The sequence below is a fragment of the Limnohabitans sp. 2KL-51 genome (genome assembly GCF_003063645.1).
Classification (GTDB): Bacteria; Pseudomonadota; Gammaproteobacteria; order Burkholderiales; family Burkholderiaceae_C; genus Limnohabitans_A.
On sequence record NZ_NESJ01000001.1, the window covers coordinates 126428 to 146922 of the forward strand.

Consider the following 20495-nt stretch of genomic DNA (forward strand, 5'->3'; position numbering starts at 1 on the left):
AATCCAGCCACCCACTCGCGCGAACCGCGCGGCATAAGTCCCTTTTTGCCCCAGAGCCCATGCCCGAACTCCCCGAAGTTGAAGTTACCCGCCGCAGTTTTGCCGACCGCATTGCCTCGGCCCACATTTTGGCGCTGCAGCTGGGCAAACCCCTTCGCTGGCCGTTGGGTGTGCCCGCAGCCAGCCTGGTGGGGCGGCAAATCTGGGGTGTGCGCAGGCGCGGCAAATACCTGCTGCTGGATCTGGACCAAGGCCTGCTGCTGGTGCATTTGGGCATGTCGGGCAGCCTGAACTTCGCCCCTGTACAGCCTGAAGCTGGCCCGCACGACCACATGGATCTGGTGACCGACCGGGGCGTGTTGCGCCTGCACGACCCGCGCCGCTTCGGGGCGGTGGTCTGGGCGCCGGGTGAAGATTCACCGCAAGCGCAAAAGTTGCTGGGGCGGCTGGGTGTGGAGCCCTTGAGCGGCCAGTTCGATGTGACGGCCTTTGCTCAGGCCCTTAAAAAACGCCAGTCGGCCATCAAACAGGTTTTGCTGGCGGGGGATGAGGTGGTCGGTGTGGGCAATATTTACGCCTCAGAGGCCTTGTTCATGGCGGGCATTCGTCCCACGACCAAAGCTTCGCGTCTGACCAAACCCCGGGTGGCTCGGCTGCATACGGCCATCATTCAGGTGCTGAACCGCGCGGTGGAGCAGGGTGGCAGCTCGCTCAAGGATTTTGTGAGCGCCGAAGGCCGCACCGGTTACTTTCAGTTGGAGGCCGCGGTGTACGGTCGTGCGGGCGAGCCTTGCCGGGTGTGCACCACAAGCATCAAATCCATGTTGCAAGGCCAGCGCACCACTTTTTACTGCCCCACATGCCAGAAACCATGATGACTTTGCCCAAAGGGTTTGCCCGCTGCATGGTCGATTGGCAGCGCCTGCACGGCCGCCAAAGCCTGCCTTGGCAAAACACCCAAGACCCTTACCGCGTGTGGCTGTCCGAGATCATGTTGCAGCAAACGCAGGTGACAACAGTGCTGGATTACTTTCCCCGGTTTTTGACGCGCTTTCCCGATGTGGCTTGCCTCGCGGCTGCGCCGCAAGACGATGTGCTGGCGCTGTGGAGCGGCCTGGGTTATTACAGCCGCGCCCGCAACCTGCACAAATGCGCCCAGGAGGTGATGGGGCGTTTTGGCGGGGCTTTTCCGCGCCGCGCCGAAGACCTGCAAACCTTGCCTGGCATCGGTCGATCGACCGCAGCGGCCATTGCGGCGTTTTGCTTTCAGGAGCGAGCCGCCATCTTGGACGGGAATGTCAAGCGCGTGTTGACCCGTGTGCTGGGCTATGGTGCGGATCTGGCGGTGGCCAAAAACGAAAAGGCTTTGTGGGCCTTGGCGCAGGACCTTTTGCCCCAGCAGGCGGCTGACATGCCGCGTTACACCCAAGCCCTGATGGATTTGGGGGCCACGGTTTGTTTGTCGCGCAAGGCCCAGTGTGAGGCCTGTCCTGTGAGCACAGGGTGCCAGGCCCGAGCGCGTGGTGAGCCGCTGGCCTACCCCGTCAAAACCCGCAAACTCAAGCGCAGCAGCGCCACTTTGTGGTTGCTTTGGGCGGTCAATGCCAAGGGACAAGTGTGGTTACAAAAGCGGCCAGACACAGGCATTTGGGCGGGCTTGTTCAGCTTGCCCGTGTTTGATTCGGAAGCGGATTTGCTGGCTGCCTGGACACATGGCGGGGAGCTGCAATACATCGCGCCCTGGAAACATGTGCTCACGCACCGCGATCTGCACCTGCACCCGATTCACATGCTTGGGTCTGAGGAGTTTCCTCCGGTTTGTGAAGGGCAGTGGGTGGATGCCCATGTCTGGCCAGATTTGGGTTTGCCCGCACCCATTCGGGCCTTGTTGAGTTCTTGAAAGCGAACTCGGCGCCGGTTCTGGAATTCAACAATCCGTAATGCATTTCGTTTAGGTAAAATCACTTCCTTCATTGACCGGAGAAATTCCCATGTCCAAAGCACCCACCAAAGCCCCAACGAAGGCGTTTGCCAGCCAGGCCGACTTGACCGAAAAGAAGATCACTTTCGAGCAACTCAGCCCACACTGCTGGGCCTACACCGCCGAGGGTGACCCCAATTCAGGCGTGATCATCGGGGACCGTTTCATCATGGTCAGCGACGCAACCGCCACGCCCGCCATGGCGCAAGACCTGATCAAAAAAATCCGCACCGTCAGCGACTTGCCCATCAAGTACGTGCTGCTGACCCACTACCACGCGGTGCGCGTGCTGGGTGCCTACGCCTACGCCGCCGAGGGCGCGACCGAGATCATCGCCAGCGAAGGCACTTTGGGCCTGATCAAGGAGCGCGGCGCGCAAGACATGAAAAGCGAGATGGAGCGCTTTCCGCGCCTGTTCCGTGGCGCCGACAGCGTGCCTGGCCTGACCTGGCCGACCATGGTGGTCGGCGGTGGTAATCCCACAAAAGGCGAAGTGCCCGGCAAACTCAGCATCAACCTGGGTGGCGTGGTGGTGCAAATCTGGCATCCGGGCCCTGGCCACACCCGTGGCGACACGATTGCCTGGGTGGAAGAAGAAAAAGTGCTGTTCTCGGGCGACTTGGTCGAGTACGAAGCCGGCGTTTACACGGGCGATGCGCAACTCGAAGAGTGGCCAGCCACCCTGGAAGCCCTGCGCGCCCTGAAGGCCGAGTTCATTGTGCCCGGCCGCGGCGAAGCCATGAAGGGCAACGCCAACGTCAACAAGGCGCTGGACTACACCCAGCGCTGGGTGACCACCTTGTTCCAAGCAGGCAAGGAAGCCGTGGCCGCCAAGATGGACCTCAAAGCCGCCATGGCCCACACCCGCAAGAGCATGGACCCGATCTTTGGCCATGTGTTCATTTACGAGCACTGCCTGCCTTTTGACGTGACCCGCGCCTACGACGAAGCCAGCGGCATCAAGAACCCTCGCATCTGGACAGCTGAGCGCGACATGGAAATGTGGAAAGCGTTGCAAAGCTGAGCCCTGCTGCAGTCCCATCAAAAAACCCGCCGAATCACGGCGGGTTTTTTGTGGGTGATGCCCGGCGATTTGGGCTTTCAGGCTTGGTATTCGGTGTGTGTGGTCAGGGCCGGTTCAGGTCCAGCAGATCCCGCTCATAGGCGCGCAAGCGCCGCGACACACGCACGCGTTGCTCGGATGTGGCCGTGTTGTGCAACTGCGCCAGGTTTTCGCAAGCACGTTGCGACAGGCTTTGCACCACAGCGCGTTGAGCCGAATCGGGCGGCTGCAGCCAGCGCTGCCACACCCCCCACAGCTGCGCTTCGGCTTGGGCCTGCGTCAGGTTGTTTTGCGTGATGCGCTGAAGTGTCGAGAGCAAGTCCTGCTGGCGGCGCTGGCGATCGCGCCGACCCCATTCGGCCGTCCAAGGGGACTGCACTAATTGCGTTTTGACCAGGTTGATTTGCGCCGTGTTCAATTCGCCATAAAAAGAGTTGTAGCGGCTCAATGCCTTGTCCAAGCGGCGCTCCATGCGGGCTTCGCTATCCCCTTGCAGCCATTCCTTTTCCCACTCTTCGTTTTGACGCTCCCACTGCCGCGCCAAGTGGCTGAGCTGTCGTGGGCCCAGTGCCATGGCGACAGGCGCAGCTTGCACCACCGCTTGGCGCATCAGGGTGTCGAGCCGTGTTTGCACCTCCTCCACCACGCGGCAAAGTTGCCCAGGCTGAACCGGGCCTGCGCTCAGATCGGCCGTGCGTTGTAACAGCGCAGCGTAGCCGGGCAGCTCTTCTTGGCGGTGCCATTGGTAGAGCTTGTCAATCGACTCCTTGGCCGCAGTCGTTTGGTTGCCGCTGAACGAGACCGTGCTGTCGAGCCACCAATACGACAGGGTGGGCAACTGCTGGTAGCCAAGCTTGATGGCGCTGCAGGCGGGTAAGAGTAAAAGCGCCAAAACGGCGATGCCGTAGCGGATCATTGCAGTCCTTCGGCTTGCATTGACCAGCCAATGAGGTAACCCATGGGGGTGTTGGACACCGAGTTGTTATCGCGCACCCGCACGGTCCAATCGCCTTTGAGACCACTGAAGGCCTGCAAACGGCTGATGGGCAGCGACTGGGTAAACAGTCGCCCGCTGATCAAGCAGGTGGCACCTTGGGTAGAGGTAGGGAGGTCTAGATCCAAGGTGGTTTGATTGGGCAAGACCAGAAGGGCACTCAATTCACCCATTTGACGGTGGTCTATGCACAGGCTCACGCTCGCCGCGAGAGGCTGTTGAATGGTGCAGGCGTTGAATGATCTGGGGACCGCCTGGGCGACCGTATTGATGCTGTAGCCGCCATTCAATCCATCTGCATATTTGAGTGGGAGATCACACAGGGTAGCCGAGCCTGCAGCTCGAGCCGGATCACCCCCGCCACAGCCCGAAAGCAAGAAGCAGCCAGCCAAAGCGGCGTAAAAAAGCCGAAATCGAATTTGACACATGGTGGATTGCCCTTTTTGACGAATCATAGGCCCGATGCGAGACAGCGATAATTTAACCACGAGCGATGTCCGCCTGAAACCTGTGGCCGAACCAGAAAGTGTGCACCCCATGACAGCCCCCATCTTCCCCATCGACGTCGTCATCATGGCCGCCGGCAAAGGCACCCGCATGAAAAGCCGCTTGCCCAAAGTGCTGCAGCGCTTGGCGGGTGTGCCGCTGGTGCAGCATGTGCTCAATACTGCGGCGCAGCTGAACGCCCGTTCTGCCGTGGTCATCACCGGGCACGGCGCTGACCAGGTGGAGCCGCTCGCTCTGGCCCCTGGCCAGGCGCTGGCCGTGCAATGCGTGCGCCAAGAGCCGCAGTTGGGCACCGGCCATGCTGTGCAGCAGGCCGTGCCCGCGCTGGCCGACGATGGGGTGGTGGTGGTTTTATCGGGGGACGTGCCCTTGACCCAGGCTGAAACCCTGCAAGCGCTGATCGCCCAATGCGGCGGTCATCAACTGGCGCTGCTGACCATCGACTTTGCCGACCCCTCGGGCTATGGCCGCATCGTTCGAAAAGGTGAAGCAGTGCAAGCCATCGTCGAGCACAAAGACGCCAGCGATGTGCAACGCCAGATTCAAGAGGTTTACAGCGGCATCATGGCCGTGCCCGCGCGCTTCCTCAAAGCCTGGCTGGCCCGTCTGGACAACCAAAATGCCCAGGGCGAGTACTACCTGACCGACGTGGTCAAGTTCGCCGTGGCCGATGGTGTGCCCGTGGTGGCCCACAAGATTGCCGATGCGCTGCAAGTGGCGGGCGTCAACAGTCCGGTGCAACTGGCTGAGCTGGAGCGTGCCCACCAGCTGCGCCAGGCCGACCGCATGATGGAACAAGGCGTGCGCCTGAAAGACCCCGCTCGGTTTGACCTGCGCGGCCAACTCGACTGCGCGCAAGACGTCGAGATCGATGTGAACTGCATTTTTGAAGGCAAGGTTTCGCTTGGCGAAGGCGTGAAGATCGGCGCGAACTGTGTGATCGCCAACTGCCGCATCGAAGCCGGTGCGGTGATCCACCCCTTCACCCACATTGATGGCGAAAAACTCGGCGTGTCGGTGGGCGAGGGCGCTTTGATTGGCCCCTTTGCCCGCTTGCGACCCGGTGCGCAGCTGGGCGCTGAGGTGCACATCGGCAACTTTGTCGAGGTGAAAAATTCCACCCTGGCCAAAGGCGCCAAAGCCAACCACTTGGCTTACCTGGGTGACGCCACCGTGGGCGAGCGGGTGAACTACGGGGCAGGCAGCATCACAGCCAACTACGACGGGGCCAACAAGCACCGCACCGTGATCGAGGCCGATGTGCACATTGGCAGCAACTGCGTGCTGGTTGCCCCGGTGACCATTGGCGCGGGCGGCACGGTGGGCGGCGGCTCGACCATCACCAAAAGCACCGAGCCCGGCAGCCTGAGCGTGGCGCGGGGCAAGCAGGTGAGCATTGCCAATTGGAAGCGGCCGGAAAAAAAGCCGAAAGCCTAATTGGATGAAGCCACAGATCCAATCGAACGATTTATTTGTTGGTTCTCAATTCAAGCCATGAAAACCTTCACAGCCAGCGAAGCCAAAACCCAGTTCGGCCGTTTCATAGACGTCGCGCAGCGTGAACCTGTGCGAGTGATGCGCCGTGAACGTGTGGTCGGCTTCATGGTATCTGCCCAAGACTATGAGGCCATGCGGGCTTTTTATGCCAACCGCCTGCAGCACACGCTGGCCGAAACTGCCTCGCAGGCAGAGCAGGCTGGCATGACCCCTGAGTTGCTGGAAGCCCTTTCGCGTGACGAGTCTTAAGCTGGTCATTGACACCAACATTTTGATCAACGATGCAATGTCTGCGCAAGGTGCGCCCGCCAAGCTGGTGCGGTTGGCTCTGGCGCAGCACAGGCTGGTGTTTTCACAAGCCACCTTGTCCGAGCTGCGTACCCGCATCTACCGACCCACATTTGACCGCTACATCAGCCTGGAAAGCCGTGAAAGCTTGTTGCACGACTTCAATGCCAGCGCGCTTTGGGTGGATGTGGGAGAACCTGCTGTTTATTGCCAGGACCGCGATGATGACCATTTCATCGAGCTTGCTTTGAAAGCCCAGGCGCATTACCTGGTCAGTGGTGACAAGGACTTGCCGGAGGCTCCCTTGCTTGCTGGGCTGCGTATCGTGTCGGTGCACCAAGCGCTGGACGCTTTGAGTCACTGACCGATCTGCAAAGGCCAAGTCGTCGTGAACTTGGCCCGCTTGGTCGCAAAAAACGCCTTCACATTGCGCACATTGGCGTCTTGCGTGAACAAGTTTTGGCTAATGGCCAGGTAATGCGGCATGTCACGCGCTTGCACCACCAGCATGAAGTCCGGCCCGGGGGACACACGCCAGCACTGCTGCACTGCGTCTTGCGCCACGGCCCGAGCTTCAAAGGCGTCCAGGTGTTCGACGCCTTGTTTGTCGAGTGACACTTCAACCAGTGCCGTGAGGCCGTGGCCCAGCGTGGCGGCGAGCCGGTCGGTGCTGAGCACGGCCACTTGCCGTTCTATCCAGCCGCCCTCGACCAAGCGCTTGACGCGGCGCAGGCAGGTGGGCGGCGAGACATTGACCTTTTCGGCCAGCGCCACATTGCTCAGGCTGGCGTCGCGCTGCAGGCTGTCAAGTAGTTGCAGGTCGATGGCGTCGAGTTCATTGAATTCCATATTTTGTATTTTAATGAAATAATAATTCACGTGGATTCATTCGTGAAATAAAGAACCGTACATAAACGAATAATGATCGGATATTTTGAGGCGATGACCCTAAGATAGCGGCCATTCCCCCTGTTTTGGAGCATCCTTTATGTGTGGCATCGTCGGCGCAGTCTCTTCCCGCAACATCGTTCCCATCTTGGTGCAAGGCCTGCAGCGGCTCGAATACCGAGGATATGACTCTTGTGGCGTGGCCGTGCACGCGGCCAGCCTGAGCGGCGCGAGCGGGCCAAAAGGCGGCTTGCAACGCGCCCGCAGCACATCTCGCGTGGCCGAGTTGATGGACCAGGTGAGCGCTGACCACATCGAAGGCGGCACCGGCATTGCCCACACCCGTTGGGCCACGCACGGCGCGCCCGCTGTGCTCAACGCGCACCCGCACTTCAGCCACGGCACCGGCGCGGCCGACGGCAAACCCGGCCGTGTGGCCTTGGTGCACAACGGCATCATCGAAAACCACGAAGAACTGCGTGCCGCACTGCAAGCCAAGGGCTATGTGTTTTTGAGCCAGACCGACACCGAGGTCATCTCGCACCTGGTGGACAGCGTGTACGACGGCGATATTTTTGAAGCCGTTAAAACCGCCATCCGCCAGCTGCACGGCGCGTACGCGATTGCCGTGTTCCACAAAGACGAGCCGCAACGCGTGATCGGTGCACGTGCAGGCTCGCCGCTGATCTTGGGTGTGGGCCAAGGCGAAACCTTCTTGGCCAGCGACGCGATGGCATTGGCCGGCGTAACCGACCAAATCGTGTACCTGGAAGAGGGTGACGTGGTCGACATCCAGCTGGGCAAATACTGGGTGGTGGACCGCGACCACAAGGCCGTGACCCGCGCCGTGAAAACTGTGCACGCGCACAGCGGCGCGGCAGAACTCGGCTCCTATCGCCACTACATGCAAAAGGAAATCTTCGAGCAGCCGCGTGCCATTGCCGACACGCTCGAAGGCGTCGAGGGCATCACGCCCGAGCTGTTTGGCGACGGCGCATATTCCACCTTCAAGGCGATTGACAACGTGTTGATCCTGGCCTGCGGCACCAGCTACTACAGCGGCTGCGTGTCCAAGTACTGGATCGAGTCGATCGCCAAAGTGCCTTGCCAGGTGGAGATTGCCAGTGAATACCGCTACCGCGAATCGGTCCCCAACCCCAACACCCTTATCGTCACCATCACCCAAAGCGGCGAGACCGCCGACACCCTGGCTGCGCTGCGCCACGCACAGAGCCTGGGCATGACGCACACGCTCACCATCTGCAACGTGTCCACCAGCGCCATGGTGCGCGAATGCAAACACGCCTATGTGACCCGCGCCGGGGCCGAGATCGGCGTGGCATCGACCAAGGCCTTCACCACGCAGCTGGCCGGTTTGTTTTTGCTGACGCTGGCCTTGGCGCAGACCAAAGGCCGCCTCAGCGACGAAGAAGAAGCCGCGCACATTAAAGCCATGCGCCACCTGCCTGCCGCGCTGCAAGCCGTGCTGGCGCTGGAGCCACAAATCATCAGCTGGGCCGAAGAATTTGCCAGCAAAGAAAACGCCTTGTTCCTGGGCCGGGGCACGCACTACCCCATCGCGCTGGAAGGCGCACTCAAGCTCAAAGAAATCACCTACATCCATGCCGAGGCCTATGCCGCAGGCGAGCTGAAACACGGCCCGCTGGCACTGGTGACCAGCGCCATGCCCGTGGTGACCGTGGCCCCCAACGACCAGCTGCTCGAAAAGCTGAAAAGCAACATGCAAGAAGTCCGTGCCCGTGGTGGCGTGCTGTATGTGCTGGCCGACGGCGACACGAAGATCGAAAGCAGCGAAGGCGTCAACGTCATCCGCATGCCCGAACACTACGGCGTGCTGTCACCGATCTTGCATGTGGTGCCCTTGCAGTTGCTGAGCTATCACACGGCGTGTGCTCGGGGAACGGATGTGGACAAGCCGCGCAATTTGGCAAAGTCCGTCACAGTGGAGTGATTGACTTTATGGCTTGAATGCCTTAAATTCATGTAAAAATTAACTTTAAGTTAAAATTAACATGAAAAATATAGGGCGACAAGCATTGAATGTGCTGCTTCAGCGGGCCATGCTTTACCCTGTGGTGACGGTGTTGGGGCCTAGGCAGTCGGGCAAAACCACCTTGTGCCGTATGGCGTTTCCGGACAAGCCCTACGTCAACCTGGAGCAGCCCGATGTGCGGGAGTTTGCGCAGCAGGATCCCAAGGCGTTTTTGGCCCAGTTTCCTGATGGTGCCGTGCTGGATGAAATTCAAAACGTACCCTCACTGTTGTCGTGGATTCAGGTGCTGACCGATGCTGATCCGCGCAAAGGGCGCTTTGTTTTGACGGGCAGTCACCAGTTGCAAGTGAGTGCGCAGGTCACTCAATCGCTGGCAGGTCGAACGGCCGTGCTGGAGTTGTTGCCTCTGAGTTTGTCCGAATTGGCAAAAGCAAGCGACTTGCCAACAGTTGAACCCGCCGATGCGAATGTCTTGATGTTGCAAGGCGGTTATCCCCGCATCCATGCGCAAGGCATGCCACCCGAGGTGATGCTGTCGGATTACTTTGCTACCTATGTCGAGCGCGATGTGCGACAACTCATCAACCTCAGGCATTTGCGCGAGTTCGGCCAATGCGTGCGTTTGCTGGCGGGTCGCACAGGGCAGTTGCTCAACCAGACCAGCTTGGGCAATGAGGTGGGCGTCAGCAGCAACACCATCACACAATGGCTGAGTATTCTTGAGGCGTCTTTCCTCGTGTTCAGCCTGGCACCCTGGAGCGTCAATATTGGCAAGCGTTTGGTGAAGAGTCCCAAAATTTATTTTTACGATGTGGGGCTCGCATGCTGGTTGCTCGGTATCAAGACGGTTGAGCAGCTGCAGCACCACCCTTTGCGCGGAGCACTGTTTGAAAACCTGGTGGTGCTGGAGGTGCTTAAGTCTTTGCGTAACCAGGGGTTGCGCGATCCCTTGTATTTCTTTCGCGACAGCAACGGTTTGGAAATTGACCTGTTGCTGGACCATGCCGATGGTCTTCAGTTGGTCGAGATCAAGGCCTCACAAACGGTGTCCGCAGCCCTGTTTAAAAATTTGCGCACAGTGAGCTCTTTGCTGGGCGATCGTGTGAAAACGCAGCATCTGATCTACGGTGGGGCTGAGCGACAAGATCGAACCGGAGTGGAAGTGCTGCCGTATGGGCAAGCTGAAACGCTGGTCTTGGGGTCCGCCGCTTGAATCACCAACAGCCAAGGCTTCAACGATATCCGTAAAACCTCGAGCGATGCATCGGCCGATGTTGGCGATGCTCTCTAAAAAACTCAGCGCTACATGGACTTTCTTCACCCGTGACTTCCTCTCTTGATGCCCTGATTTGGGTGCACGCCTCAGCCGTGCACGGCAAAGGCGTGTTCGCTACGCGCCAGCTGGCCGCAGGCGAGCGGGTGATCGAGTACGTGGGCGAGGTCATCAGCATGGCCCAGGCCATTGCCCGTCATCCTCACGATCCGAGCAACCCCGACCACACCTTTTACTTTCATCTGGACGATGGCCGGGTCATTGACGCGCTGCACGGGGGCAACGATTCCAAGTGGATCAACCACTCGTGCCGCCCCAACTGTGTGCCTGACGAGGACCGGGGACGCATCTTCATCTTGACGCGCAGGCTCGTGTTCAAGGGCGAGGAGCTGACGTTTGATTACGGCCTGGTGAGCGACGAGCCCGTGAGCGAGGCCTTGAAGGCCCGTTATGCCTGCCGCTGCGGGGCCAAAAAGTGCCGGGGCACGATGCTGGCCACTTGAGAACCCTGCCCGGGGTGTTAAATGCCTTGACGCGGGTTGTTAAAAGCCCTGGCGCTTTTGGTCACGCAGCATGAAAAGGTACAGGCTTTCCACCTTCTCGCGGGCCCAAGGGGTTTTGCGCAAGAACTTCAGGCTGGAGCCCACGCTGGGCTCGTGGGTGAAGCAGCGAATCGGGATGCGCTGGCCCAGATCGTCCCAGCCGTAAAAGTCGGCCAGCCGGGTGACGATGGTCTCCAGCGTGAGGCCGTGCAGCGGGTTGCGCGGCTGGGCTGCCCGCGCTTCAGGTGCGGGTTCGGGCGGCGTTGGCACGGGGTTTAGGGCGTCTTGCATGGCCTGATTGTCAGTGTAAAACAGGCATGTGAAATCGGCTTGTTCAGTTGGGGGCCATCAGTGCCCGCGCCAAAGACTCGGCCACCTTGATGCCGTCCACCCCCGCCGACAAGATGCCGCCCGCATAACTGGCCCCTTCGCCCGCCGGGTACAGGCCTTGGGTGTTGGTGCTTTGATGGTCCTCGCCTCGCGGGATGCGCAGTGGCGAAGAGGTGCGCGTTTCCACTCCAGTCATGACCGCATCCGCCATATCGTAGCCTTTGATCTTGCGGCCGAAAACGGGCAAAGCCTCGCGCATGGCGGCCAATGCGTAATCGGGCAAGACGTCGGCCAGGTCGACCAATTTGACGCCGGGTTTGTAAGACGGCTGCACGCTGCCCCAAGTGGTCGAGGGGCGCGCGGCCAGAAAGTCGCCCACCAGTTGGCCAGGGGCTTCGTAGTTGCTGCCGCCCACTTTAAAGGCAAGCGTTTCCAGCTGGCGCTGTAGCACGATGCCCGCCAGCGGGTGGGGCGCAGGCGGCTGTTGTGTGGCGAGTTGTTGGGCTTCTCGTGCGAGTTGTGCGCCGTCTTCGTCGCCAAACGCGGCTTGCCAAGCGGCGGTGTCCAGGTGGTAGTCGGGTGGGTCAATGGCCACCACCATGCCGGCGTTGGCGTTGCGCTCGTTGCGCGAGTACTGGCTCATGCCGTTGGTGACCACGCGGCCCGGCTCGCTGGTGGCGGCCACCACGGTGCCGCCGGGGCACATGCAAAAGCTGTAAACGGCTCGGCCGTTTTGCGCGTGGTGCACCAGCTTGTAATCGGCCGCGCCCAGCAGCGGGTGGCCCGCGTGGCGGCCCCAACGGGCTTGGTCGATCACGCTTTGAGGGTGTTCGATGCGCACGCCAATCGAAAACGCTTTGGCTTGCATGGCCACGCCACGGTGGTGCAGCATGACAAAGGTGTCGCGGGCGCTGTGGCCCAGGGCCAGCACGGCGTGCCGGGTGTGCAGGGTTTGGCTTTGACCTGTGCGCAGGTCGGTCACCTGCAGCCCAGTGAGTTGGTGACCGTTGGCGGCTGGCGCGAGCAGCACATCGCTCACCCGTTGCTCAAATCGGATCTCACCACCCAAAGCGATGATCGTCTCGCGGATGTGCTCAACCACCTTGACCAATTTGAAGGTGCCGATGTGCGGGTGTGCGGCATACAAAATGTCGGCAGGCGCTCCTGCTTTCACAAACTCGTCCATGACCTTGCGGCCCAGGTGGCGCGGGTCTTTGATCTGGCTGTAGAGCTTGCCGTCGCTGAAGGTGCCTGCACCGCCTTCACCAAACTGCACATTGCTCTCGGGGTTGAGCACCTTTTTACGCCACAAGCCCCAGGTGTCTTTGGTGCGCTCTCGCACAGGTTTACCCCTTTCGAGCACGATCGGTTTGAAACCCATTTGCGCCAAGGCCAGCGCCGCAAACATGCCGCAAGGCCCTAAGCCCACCACCACGGGGCGTTGGCCTTCTTGTTCGCCAAAATGGGCTGGCGCTTGGCAGGGCGCGTGCCAGGCCATATCGGGCGTGGCTTGGATGTGGGGGTGGCTGGCGAACTGCTGCAGCAAGTTGGTTTCGGCCTGCGCATCGGTCAGCGCCAGGTCCACGATGTACACCGCCAGCAGGTCGGCTTTACGGGCATCGAAGCTGCGCTTGAACACCTGCAGCATGGTGATGTCGGTGGCGCTGATGCCCAAGGCCTGGACCGCCAGTTGGCGCAGGGCACCGATAGGATGCGGCGTGGGCAGGCGGTCTTCATCGGTCTCGGAAGCTGCATCGGCCGCGCGACGCACTTCAACCGGCAGGGCAGAAAGAGGGAGTTTGAGTTCGGAGATTCGGATCATGGGCACCTCTGTGGCTTGTGGTTATCAAGCAAGAAGCGCTGATTATCGTCGTGCGGAGGTCAATTGGGCAGGAACCCCTCGACGGAAAAATAACGCTCGCCCGTGTCGTAATTGAAACCCAGCACCTTAGCCCCTTCAGGCAATTCGGCCAATTTTTGGGCAATGGCCGCCAGGGTCGCGCCGGAGGAAATGCCGACCAGCATGCCTTCTTGGCGGGCCGAGCGGCGGGCGTATTCGCGAGCGTCTTCGGCGTCAACCTGGATCACGCCGTCGAGCAAAGTGGTGTCCAAATTCTTAGGGATAAAGCCTGCGCCAATGCCTTGGATGGGGTGGGGCGCAGGCGAGCCGCCAGAGATCACGGGCGATGCTGCAGGCTCGACCGCAAACACCTTGAGATTCGGAAACTTGGCCTTGAGCACTCGGGCCGCGCCGGTCAGGTGGCCGCCTGTGCCCACGCCGGTGATGAGGGCATCAATGCCCTCGGGGAAATCGGCCAGAATTTCTTGCGCCGTGGTGCGCACATGCACGTCGATATTGGCGGGGTTTTCAAACTGCTGGGGCATCCAAGCACCGCTTGTGTTGGCCACCAGTTCTTCAGCACGGGCAATGGCGCCTTTCATGCCTTTTTCGCGGGGCGTCAGGTCAAAGCTCGCGCCATAGGCCAACATCAAGCGGCGGCGCTCGATGCTCATGCTGTCGGGCATGACAAGCACCAATTTGTAGCCTTTCACGGCGGCCACCATGGCCAGGCCGATGCCGGTGTTGCCCGAGGTGGGCTCAATGATGGTGCCGCCAGGCTTCAAGGTGCCGGATTTTTCGGCGTCTTCCACCATGGCCAGCGCGATACGGTCTTTGATCGAGCCGCCTGGGTTGCTGCGCTCGGACTTGATCCACACGTTGGCATTTGCACCAAACAAGCGTTGGATGCGCACATGCGGCGTGTTGCCGATGGTGTCGAGAATGGTGCGTGCTTTCATGGCGTGTCTCCGTTGCGAAAAGGCGTTGCAAAAAATCATTGTGCGTGAAAACTCAGACCTCTTGCGGTATCAACTCACGCCCGCAAGCGATAATCAAGCTGTGAAGCACGCCAGACCGTCGCTGGTGCAATTTCCGAAAGGAAGCACTGGAGGAACGTCCGGACTGCACAGGACAGCGTAGGAGGTAATACCTCTCCACCGCGAGGTGAGGATCAGAGCAACAGAGACGAGCCGATTGAGTTCGGGTGAAACGGGCAATCTCTACGCGCAGCAATACCAAGTAGGCCTTCCTGAGGGTGAGCGGTTCGCCGCATGCCTTCTCCCTGTGGTTCCGCGGGGTGAGTTGGCGGGTAGGTAGCACCGAGCCGGGTGGGCAACCCCCGGCCCAGAGTAATGGCGGTCACGCAGCGGGTAACCGCTGTGCACAGAATCCGGCTTATCGGCGAGCTTCACACTTTTTCAGACCATAAAAAACCCGCCGAAGCGGGTTTTTTTGCTTTAGCTGCAACGGATTAGCTGCGTGATGTGTTTAGCCGCGCGACGGCATCAAGCTGGCGCCCAGTGCAAACACCGAGTTGGGTGCAGTGATCTTCAACGAACTTTTAGGCTTGGCAAACACGCCGCGCTTGACGGCCGGTGCGGGCGCAGGCTCGACGGTCACGCCCTTGGTGCGCTGCTCGGCCACCAATTGGCGCAGGCTAATGGACTGCAGGTGGGTCAGCATTTTTTCATTCAGGCTGGCCCACAGCTCGCTGTTCATCCAGCCGCCTTCGGCAGCGGCCTCTTCTTCGGTGGGGGCGTCGACCGCGCCCACGATGTCTGCCATGGTGATTTTTTCAGCATTGCGCGACAACGAATAACCGCCGCCTGGACCGCGTGTGCTCTCGACCAAGCCATGCTGGCGCAGTTTGCTGAACAGTTGCTCCAGGTAGGACAAAGAAATCTGGTGGCGCGTGCTGATCGCGGCCAGCGAAACGGGTCCACGGTCTTCGCGCAACGCCACATCGATCATGGCGGTGACTGCAAATCGGCTTTTAGTGCTCAAACGCATGGTGGGCTCCTTTCTGCGTGTTGCTGACCTGCCAATGCGGGCCAACCTTAGGGTCAAGACTGCATTGTGCGCAGGTTTGACTGAATTGTCATTTTCTCAGACTGCATTTCCAATTGGAGATAACCCGGGATTATTCAAGGGTAAATCCAGCTTTTTTAGCTTTTTTTTCAAATTAAAAACAGATTAAAAGCGCTCATGGCTCTGCAGTTGCCGCCATTGCCCGAGCTCCAAGGGGGCCAAGCTCATGCTGCCCACGCGCTGGCGGCGCAGGTCTTGCAAGGGGCATTGTTCGTCCAGCCAGCGGCCCAGTTCCAGCCCGTCGATGTCCTTGCCAGCGATGCGCAGCACGGTCAGGGTGTCGGTTTGGCGGTTGATGCTGGTACGGATGCCGGGGCCATTCAAGGCCTTGATGGTGCCCTCTGGCACTTCGCCACCCACGGTGGCCATCCACTCTTGCTCCATCGGGCTGCGGCGGTCTTCCAGATGGCGCAGCACGGCGACGTCGTCTGAAAAAATGCACAAACCGCTGGCGGGTTTGGCCAGCGGCAAGGGCATTTGCATTTTGGCCAAGCGCTCGGGGCCCCAAAGACCCGGCTGGGCGGCTTTGAGGCCCACGGTGTCTTGCAGCCAGGCCAAGTTGGCCACGCGGTGGGCGGGCTTGAACAGCGCCAAGGTCATAGGAGCGAGGGCGGCCATGGAGACCAAACGGTTCACCTGAACGGCTTGCTCGGGCCGCACACGCCGTGCCGGGTCGGTCACCACTTTGCCCGCGACTTGCACGCCGCCGGCCACGATCAGGGCTTCGGCTTCGCGGCGCGAACAGTGTTGCTCGGCGGCCACGCGTTTGGCCAAGCGTATGCCTTCTTCAGAGGAAATCATCCATGCTTTCAAAAATGCTTGAGGCGAATCAAGACAGGGCTTGTTCGCGGATGTGGTCCACATGCGCTTGCAGTGATCGCGCCGCCACAGGCCACAGGCGGGATGGCACATCGTCGTAGGCTTTTTCCACCCACTCTTGCAGGCTGCCCTGGGGCAGGGCTTGCATGGCGGCGGCTATTTTGGCCTCGCGCTTGAGGCGGTGCGCCTTCAGGTGCGTGATGGCCTGGCGGGCAAAGCCCAGCACATGGCCGTGCGCAGGCAGGATGAACTCAATGCCCCCGGTATCGCACGCCGCAGCCAACTTGTCCAGCGAGTCCAAATAATCGCCCATGTGGCCGTCGGGCGGGTCGATCACGGTGGTGCTGCCATTAAGAACATGGTCACCCGAAAAAAGCAGGCCATCTTCTTCCAGCACCAGGCACAGATGGTTGGCCGCATGGCCCGGGGTGTGCACCACGCGCAGGGTGTGGGTGATCTCGCCATCCAAGCTCAGGCCTTGCAGCACCAGTTTCTCGCCATCGATCAGCTCGCGATCCGGCGTGAAGCGGCTGTTGGCGCGAGAGGTGGGCTTGGAGGCCAGACCCAGGATGGGCGGCGTGTTCGTGCACAGCGCCTGCAAGGGTGCTGCGCCGGGTGAATGGTCCGGGTGAGAGTGGGTGCACACAATAGCTTTGATCTGCCCGCCTGCCGCACGCCACATCCGCTGCAGATGGTCGATGTCCGCCGGGCCGGGGTCGATGGCGATGTAGCCGGTGTTCGGGTCTCCCACCAAGTAGCTGTTGGTGCCGGGGCCGGTCATCGTGCCGGGGTTGGGGGCCGTGAGGCGCTGCACGTTCTTGAGCAGGGGCACCGGCTGGTCGGTTTGCCAGTCCAGGTGGTGGTGGATTTGCCCGTCGGGGGTGACCAGGGCCAACTCGCCGAACGGGGCTTCGTGCTCCATGTAGCGCGCTTCGTTGCCCGCCAGCCTGCCCGCGCGCGGGCAGCTGGTCCACAGCGGTTCGTCGTTCACCGCGCAGGCTTGCAACACCGCGTCGACTGTGGCAAAGGCTTTCAGGCGCTCCAGCGTGCGGATGGTCGGGAAGATGATGAAGAATTGCCCTGCTGCATGGCGCTCCAGCGCGTCTTGTGGACGCACCCAGACAGGTTCAAACTGCTCGGATTCGTCGGCCACCGGAATTTGGCCTTCAGGCATGCGCGCCACCAGAAAAGGCACGTCAAAGCGGCGAGGCAGGTCGCGGTCGGTGATCCAGTGGGCCAGCACGAACACCTGATCGGCGGCCAGTGTCAGGCCGCGGGCCTGGCATTGGGCGGCAAAAGGGGCTTTTCGGTCGATCTGGGCAATGTCAGCGTTGTCAGCCCAGCGCCCTTGGGCATGGCGGGCGAACAAAATGCCCAGCTCCTCAAAGCTCTCGCGGATGGCGGCAATCGCTTGGGTCAGGTGCAAGTCGCTTTGTTTGGGGCGGCGCTGCGCCATGCCGTGGGCCTGAGCATCGGCGGCGTCAATGCCCCCGCCAGGGAACACGTAGGCGCCGGGTGCAAAGCTGGCCGTCATGGAGCGTCGGGTCATCAGGACTTCGAGCCCGCCAGGGCCGTCGCGCAAAAGCAGCACGGTGGCTGCGGGGCGCAGGGGGGCGGGTTCGCGTTGTGGGTAAAGGAGTTGGGATGTGCGTGCCATGCCCCATTATCAGGCGGCTTGAACTTCATCCAAGGGTGATAATCCCGCTCATGCACATTCGCTTTACCAAGATGCAAGGTGCGGGCAACGATTTTGTCGTGCTCGACGAGACGCAAGCCCGCTTGGGCCTGAGCACGGCCCAGTACTGTTTTTTGGCCGACCGCCACTTCGGTGTTGGGGCCGATCAGATCCTCAGCGTGCGACCCTCGCCCGCACCCGGGCTGGACTTTGAATACGTGATCCACAACGCCGACGGGGGCGAGGTGGAGCACTGCGGCAACGGGGCACGTTGCTTTGTGCGCTATGTGCGAGACAAGGGCCTGACCGACAAAACCACCGTTCGTGTGAAGGTACAGCAAGGCGAGATCGAGCTGACCATGAACCCCGATGGCCGTGTGACGGTGAACATGGGCGCGCCCATTTTTGATTGGGAACGCGTGCCTTTTAATCCCGTGGGCCTCATCAGCGACCAGGTCAACGGTTGGCCGGTGTTTGACTTGGCGCTGGGCGATCTGGGCATTGCCCCTACCACTGCACGGGTGGGCGTTGTCTCGATGGGCAACCCGCACGCGGTGCAGCGCGTGGACGATGTGGACACTTTCCCGGTGCTGGCCCAGGGCCCTTTGATTGAAAACCACCCGGCTTTTCCAAAACGTGTGAATGCGGGTTTCATGCAAATCGTCTCGCGCAGTCAAATCAAATTGCGTGTGTTCGAGCGGGGCACAGGCGAAACCCTGGCTTGCGGCACGGGCGCATGTGCAGCCGTGGTGGTAGGCATCCGCCAAGGCTGGCTGGATCCCCGTGTGGATGTACAAACCCACGGCGGCCCACTGACGATTGAATGGGCAGGACAGCCCGAAAGTCCAGTCCTGATGACCGGGCCCGCCACTTCTGTGTTCGAGGGCAGCATCGACGTGCCTGACTCTCTTTGACCTTTTGAATTTCTGGAGCCTCCCATGACGACGCCTGAACCCATGAGTCCGATCACCGAAGACGACATTGCCGATTATTTGGTGAATACGCCTGATTTTTTTGAGCGCCATGCCTCGCTGTTGGCCACGGTGCAGCTGACCCACCCGCAAAGCCACCGCACCGTGGGCTTGCAGGAGCGCCAAGCCCAAATGCTGCGCGACAAAATCAAGGGCCTGGAGCACCGCATCATGGACATGATGCGGCACGGCAACGAAAACATGGTGTTGACCGACAAGCTGCACCGTTGGTCGTGCGAGTTGCTTGTCACGCCCCACGACCAATTGGCCGACTCGGCGGTGGACAACATCCGTGATCTGTTTCAGGTGCCACAGGTCGCTTTGCGTTTGTGGTCGCTGCAGGGTGTACACGCCCAAGCGGCTTACGCGCAGGGTGTGACCGAAGCGGTGCAGGAGCTTGCCACATCACTGGACAGACCTATCGTTGGGCCGAACTCAGGCTACGAAGCAGTGCAGTGGTTGGCAGAACCCACGCAGGCGGCTTCTTTGGCGCTGCTGGCTTTGCGTGCGGCACCGGGTCAACCCGCTTTTGGCCTGCTGGTGCTGGCCTCACCTGACGCCCAGCGCTTTAACAATCAGATGGGCACCGATTTGCTGGAGCGTCTGGCCGAGCTGGCGGGTGCAGCTTTGTCGGTTCTGCAAAAGTCGCAGGCTTAAATGATGTCGGATGCGGCCATGACCGGTGCGCAGGCCACCGACCCGCTGGTCACCCGGTATCTGGAGCATGTGCGCTTTGAAAAGCGCTTGGCCGAACGTACTTGCACCCTGTACCAGCTGGATTTGATACGCCTGGCCGAGATGGCGGCGGCATCCCAAGTGCCCTTGCTGCAGGTGCAAAGCGCCCATGTGCGCCGCTGGGTAGCGCAAATGCACAGCGCCGGGCGCAGCGGACGCGGCATTGCACTCATCTTGTCAGGTTGGCGCGGTTTCTACACTTGGCTGGGGCGCGAGGGACTGATCCCGCACAACCCAGTGGCCGATGTGCGGGCCCCGCGTGTGGCCAAACCCTTGCCCAAAGCGCTGGGCGTGGACGAAGCGGTGCAGCTGGCCGAGCACCAAGAAGACAACGACGATCCCTGGCTGGAAGCCCGCGACGCGGCCATGGTCGAACTGCTGTACGGCTGCGGCCTGCGCATTGCCGAGTTGACCGGACTGGATGTGGTGGCCAGCACCGAGGCGGCGCGTGCCGGGCGCGGATGGATCGACATTCCCAACGCCGAAGTTCAGGTGCAAGGCAAAGGCAACAAGCGCCGCACGGTGCCTTTGGGGCGTGCGGCCATCGAGGCGCTGACGCACTGGCTGGCCGTGCGCCCACAATTGACGGGCATGCTGACACAGCCACCCAGAACGTCCACGGGTGCGTCCAGTCTGGCACTGGCGCTGTTTCCTGGACAGCACGGCACGCGACTGACACCACGCGGAGTGGCCCAGCGACTCAAGCGCCGCAGTCTGCTGGCGGGCTTGGCCACTCCGGTGCACCCGCACATGCTGCGCCACTCCTTTGCCAGCCATGTGCTGCAGTCCAGCGGCGACTTGCGGGCGGTGCAAGAGCTGTTGGGACACGCCAACATCAGCACCACCCAGGTCTACACGCGGCTGGATTTTCAGCACCTCGCCAAAACCTACGATGCAGCCCATCCCCGTGCCAAGCGCAAATGAACCCTGTGGCCCGCGTTGCACTCGTGCCGTGAGGCCATGACCACCGCGCACGCTTGGCGCTTGAAT

General features: G+C 61.0%; 21 protein-coding genes and 1 other RNA gene. 13 read left to right on the forward strand and 9 right to left on the reverse strand.

The features are described from left to right. Positions 1-59 precede the first annotated feature (59 nt). From mutM to B9Z49_RS00585, 3 genes are all read left to right on the forward strand, one after another. On the forward strand, positions 60-875 hold the full coding sequence (mutM, locus tag B9Z49_RS00575; protein ID WP_108351498.1) for a bifunctional DNA-formamidopyrimidine glycosylase/DNA-(apurinic or apyrimidinic site) lyase: 816 nt from the start codon (positions 60-62) through the stop codon (positions 873-875). Continuing rightward, on the forward strand, positions 875-1900 hold the full coding sequence (gene mutY, locus B9Z49_RS00580) for an A/G-specific adenine glycosylase (RefSeq protein ID WP_369913197.1): 1026 nt from the start codon (positions 875-877) through the stop codon (positions 1898-1900). Before mutM ends, mutY begins: the two co-directional genes overlap by 1 nt. Positions 1901-1991: 91 nt before the next feature. Then, on the forward strand, positions 1992-3005 hold the full coding sequence (locus tag B9Z49_RS00585) for an MBL fold metallo-hydrolase (protein WP_108351500.1): 1014 nt from the start codon (positions 1992-1994) through the stop codon (positions 3003-3005). Between the two features lie 103 nt (positions 3006-3108). On the opposite strand, the gene B9Z49_RS00590 is transcribed toward B9Z49_RS00585, so the two are convergent. Both B9Z49_RS00590 and B9Z49_RS00595 read right to left on the reverse strand, forming a co-directional pair. Next, entirely contained in the window at positions 3109-3960 is an 852-nt protein-coding gene (locus B9Z49_RS00590; protein WP_108351501.1) for a DUF6279 family lipoprotein, read from the reverse strand. After that, the gene (locus B9Z49_RS00595; RefSeq protein WP_146188431.1) at positions 3957-4466 is read right to left on the reverse strand and encodes a hypothetical protein; all 510 of its coding nucleotides are present in this window, start codon (positions 4464-4466) and stop codon (positions 3957-3959) included. Before B9Z49_RS00595 ends, B9Z49_RS00590 begins: the two co-directional genes overlap by 4 nt. Before the next feature lie 109 nt (positions 4467-4575). Between B9Z49_RS00595 and glmU the strand changes: the two genes are divergently transcribed. Genes glmU through B9Z49_RS00610 form a run of 3 tightly spaced genes read left to right on the forward strand, consistent with a single transcriptional unit; the run spans position 4576 to position 6694 of the window. Beyond that, positions 4576-5982 (forward strand): bifunctional UDP-N-acetylglucosamine diphosphorylase/glucosamine-1-phosphate N-acetyltransferase GlmU, encoded by a 1407-nt coding sequence (gene glmU, locus B9Z49_RS00600; protein ID WP_108351690.1) that lies wholly within the window; start codon positions 4576-4578, stop codon positions 5980-5982. Positions 5983-6039: 57 nt separating this feature from the next. Beyond that, positions 6040-6291 (forward strand): type II toxin-antitoxin system Phd/YefM family antitoxin, encoded by a 252-nt coding sequence (locus B9Z49_RS00605; RefSeq protein WP_108351503.1) that lies wholly within the window; start codon positions 6040-6042, stop codon positions 6289-6291. After that, positions 6278-6694 (forward strand): putative toxin-antitoxin system toxin component, PIN family, encoded by a 417-nt coding sequence (locus tag B9Z49_RS00610; protein WP_199224953.1) that lies wholly within the window; start codon positions 6278-6280, stop codon positions 6692-6694. Before B9Z49_RS00605 ends, B9Z49_RS00610 begins: the two co-directional genes overlap by 14 nt. Here B9Z49_RS00610 and B9Z49_RS00615 read toward each other — a convergent pair. Beyond that, positions 6688-7179, reverse strand: coding sequence for an Lrp/AsnC family transcriptional regulator (locus tag B9Z49_RS00615; RefSeq protein WP_108351504.1), 492 nt, complete (start codon positions 7177-7179; stop codon positions 6688-6690). The genes B9Z49_RS00610 and B9Z49_RS00615 overlap by 7 nt on opposite strands. A 139-nt stretch (positions 7180-7318) precedes the next feature. Between B9Z49_RS00615 and glmS the strand changes: the two genes are divergently transcribed. The 3 genes from glmS (at position 7319) to B9Z49_RS00630 (ending at position 11008) form a co-directional block, all read left to right on the forward strand. After that, on the forward strand, positions 7319-9190 hold the full coding sequence (glmS, locus tag B9Z49_RS00620; RefSeq protein WP_108351505.1) for a glutamine--fructose-6-phosphate transaminase (isomerizing): 1872 nt from the start codon (positions 7319-7321) through the stop codon (positions 9188-9190). Between the two features lie 61 nt (positions 9191-9251). Continuing rightward, positions 9252-10445, forward strand: coding sequence for an ATP-binding protein (locus tag B9Z49_RS00625; protein WP_108351506.1), 1194 nt, complete (start codon positions 9252-9254; stop codon positions 10443-10445). A 110-nt stretch (positions 10446-10555) separates the two neighbouring features. Further along, entirely contained in the window at positions 10556-11008 is a 453-nt protein-coding gene (locus B9Z49_RS00630; RefSeq protein WP_108351507.1) for an SET domain-containing protein, read from the forward strand. Positions 11009-11047: 39 nt separating this feature from the next. Here the strand turns inward: B9Z49_RS00630 and B9Z49_RS00635 are convergent, their stop codons facing one another. Genes B9Z49_RS00635 through cysK form a run of 3 tightly spaced genes read right to left on the reverse strand, consistent with a single transcriptional unit; the run spans position 11048 to position 14176 of the window. Continuing rightward, positions 11048-11338 (reverse strand): VF530 family DNA-binding protein, encoded by a 291-nt coding sequence (locus tag B9Z49_RS00635; RefSeq protein WP_108351508.1) that lies wholly within the window; start codon positions 11336-11338, stop codon positions 11048-11050. A gap of 43 nt (positions 11339-11381) precedes the next feature. Continuing rightward, on the reverse strand, positions 11382-13199 hold the full coding sequence (locus B9Z49_RS00640) for an NAD(P)/FAD-dependent oxidoreductase (RefSeq protein WP_108351509.1): 1818 nt from the start codon (positions 13197-13199) through the stop codon (positions 11382-11384). Positions 13200-13258: 59 nt separating this feature from the next. After that, entirely contained in the window at positions 13259-14176 is a 918-nt protein-coding gene (gene cysK, locus B9Z49_RS00645) for a cysteine synthase A (RefSeq protein ID WP_108351510.1), read from the reverse strand. Between the two features lie 102 nt (positions 14177-14278). On the opposite strand from cysK, the gene rnpB reads away from it, so the two are divergent. Next, an RNA gene (gene rnpB, locus B9Z49_RS00650) (RNase P RNA component class A) lies at positions 14279-14631 on the forward strand. Positions 14632-14705: 74 nt separating this feature from the next. Here the strand turns inward: rnpB and B9Z49_RS00655 are convergent. The 3 genes from B9Z49_RS00655 to B9Z49_RS00670 all read right to left on the reverse strand — a co-directional run bounded on the left by B9Z49_RS00655 (position 14706) and on the right by B9Z49_RS00670 (position 17781). Further along, on the reverse strand, positions 14706-15227 hold the full coding sequence (locus B9Z49_RS00655) for an Rrf2 family transcriptional regulator (protein WP_108351511.1): 522 nt from the start codon (positions 15225-15227) through the stop codon (positions 14706-14708). Positions 15228-15410: 183 nt separating this feature from the next. After that, positions 15411-16106, reverse strand: coding sequence for a S4 domain-containing protein (locus B9Z49_RS00665; protein ID WP_108351513.1), 696 nt, complete (start codon positions 16104-16106; stop codon positions 15411-15413). 28 nt (positions 16107-16134) lie between these two features. Beyond that, positions 16135-17781 carry an MBL fold metallo-hydrolase gene (locus B9Z49_RS00670; RefSeq protein WP_108351514.1) on the reverse strand — a complete coding sequence of 549 codons (1647 nt, stop codon included), beginning with the start codon at positions 17779-17781 and terminating at the stop codon, positions 16135-16137. A gap of 50 nt (positions 17782-17831) precedes the next feature. Here B9Z49_RS00670 and dapF point away from each other — a divergent pair, with 50 nt between their 5' ends. The 3 genes from dapF to B9Z49_RS00685 are packed head-to-tail and all read left to right on the forward strand — an operon-like array spanning position 17832 to position 20429. Beyond that, on the forward strand, positions 17832-18713 hold the full coding sequence (dapF, locus tag B9Z49_RS00675) for a diaminopimelate epimerase (RefSeq protein ID WP_108351515.1): 882 nt from the start codon (positions 17832-17834) through the stop codon (positions 18711-18713). Positions 18714-18737: 24 nt separating this feature from the next. Further along, positions 18738-19427 carry a DUF484 family protein gene (locus B9Z49_RS00680; RefSeq protein WP_108351516.1) on the forward strand — a complete coding sequence of 230 codons (690 nt, stop codon included), beginning with the start codon at positions 18738-18740 and terminating at the stop codon, positions 19425-19427. 18 nt (positions 19428-19445) lie between these two features. Then, complete coding sequence (locus tag B9Z49_RS00685; protein WP_233254449.1) at positions 19446-20429, forward strand: tyrosine recombinase XerC; 984 nt, start codon at positions 19446-19448, stop codon at positions 20427-20429. The last annotated feature ends 66 nt before the right edge of the window (positions 20430-20495 follow it).

Excerpts from the sequence above, each read along its gene's own strand:
- mutM (WP_108351498.1), top strand. The coding sequence starts at position 60 with ATGCCCGAACTCCCCGAAGTTGAAGTTACCCGCCGCAGTTTTGCCGAC.
- mutY (WP_369913197.1), top strand. The coding sequence starts at position 875 with ATGACTTTGCCCAAAGGGTTTGCCCGCTGCATGGTCGATTGGCAGCGC.
- B9Z49_RS00585 (WP_108351500.1), top strand. The coding sequence starts at position 1,992 with ATGTCCAAAGCACCCACCAAAGCCCCAACGAAGGCGTTTGCCAGCCAG.
- B9Z49_RS00590 (WP_108351501.1), bottom strand. The coding sequence starts at position 3,960 with ATGATCCGCTACGGCATCGCCGTTTTGGCGCTTTTACTCTTACCCGCC.
- B9Z49_RS00595 (WP_146188431.1), bottom strand. The coding sequence starts at position 4,466 with ATGTGTCAAATTCGATTTCGGCTTTTTTACGCCGCTTTGGCTGGCTGC.
- glmU (WP_108351690.1), top strand. The coding sequence starts at position 4,576 with ATGACAGCCCCCATCTTCCCCATCGACGTCGTCATCATGGCCGCCGGC.
- B9Z49_RS00605 (WP_108351503.1), top strand. The coding sequence starts at position 6,040 with ATGAAAACCTTCACAGCCAGCGAAGCCAAAACCCAGTTCGGCCGTTTC.
- B9Z49_RS00615 (WP_108351504.1), bottom strand. The coding sequence starts at position 7,179 with ATGGAATTCAATGAACTCGACGCCATCGACCTGCAACTACTTGACAGC.
- glmS (WP_108351505.1), top strand. The coding sequence starts at position 7,319 with ATGTGTGGCATCGTCGGCGCAGTCTCTTCCCGCAACATCGTTCCCATC.
- B9Z49_RS00625 (WP_108351506.1), top strand. The coding sequence starts at position 9,252 with ATGAAAAATATAGGGCGACAAGCATTGAATGTGCTGCTTCAGCGGGCC.
- B9Z49_RS00635 (WP_108351508.1), bottom strand. The coding sequence starts at position 11,338 with ATGCAAGACGCCCTAAACCCCGTGCCAACGCCGCCCGAACCCGCACCT.
- B9Z49_RS00640 (WP_108351509.1), bottom strand. The coding sequence starts at position 13,199 with ATGATCCGAATCTCCGAACTCAAACTCCCTCTTTCTGCCCTGCCGGTT.
- cysK (WP_108351510.1), bottom strand. The coding sequence starts at position 14,176 with ATGAAAGCACGCACCATTCTCGACACCATCGGCAACACGCCGCATGTG.
- B9Z49_RS00655 (WP_108351511.1), bottom strand. The coding sequence starts at position 15,227 with ATGCGTTTGAGCACTAAAAGCCGATTTGCAGTCACCGCCATGATCGAT.
- B9Z49_RS00665 (WP_108351513.1), bottom strand. The coding sequence starts at position 16,106 with ATGATTTCCTCTGAAGAAGGCATACGCTTGGCCAAACGCGTGGCCGCC.
- B9Z49_RS00670 (WP_108351514.1), bottom strand. The coding sequence starts at position 17,781 with ATGGCACGCACATCCCAACTCCTTTACCCACAACGCGAACCCGCCCCC.
- dapF (WP_108351515.1), top strand. The coding sequence starts at position 17,832 with ATGCACATTCGCTTTACCAAGATGCAAGGTGCGGGCAACGATTTTGTC.
- B9Z49_RS00680 (WP_108351516.1), top strand. The coding sequence starts at position 18,738 with ATGACGACGCCTGAACCCATGAGTCCGATCACCGAAGACGACATTGCC.
- B9Z49_RS00685 (WP_233254449.1), top strand. The coding sequence starts at position 19,446 with ATGACCGGTGCGCAGGCCACCGACCCGCTGGTCACCCGGTATCTGGAG.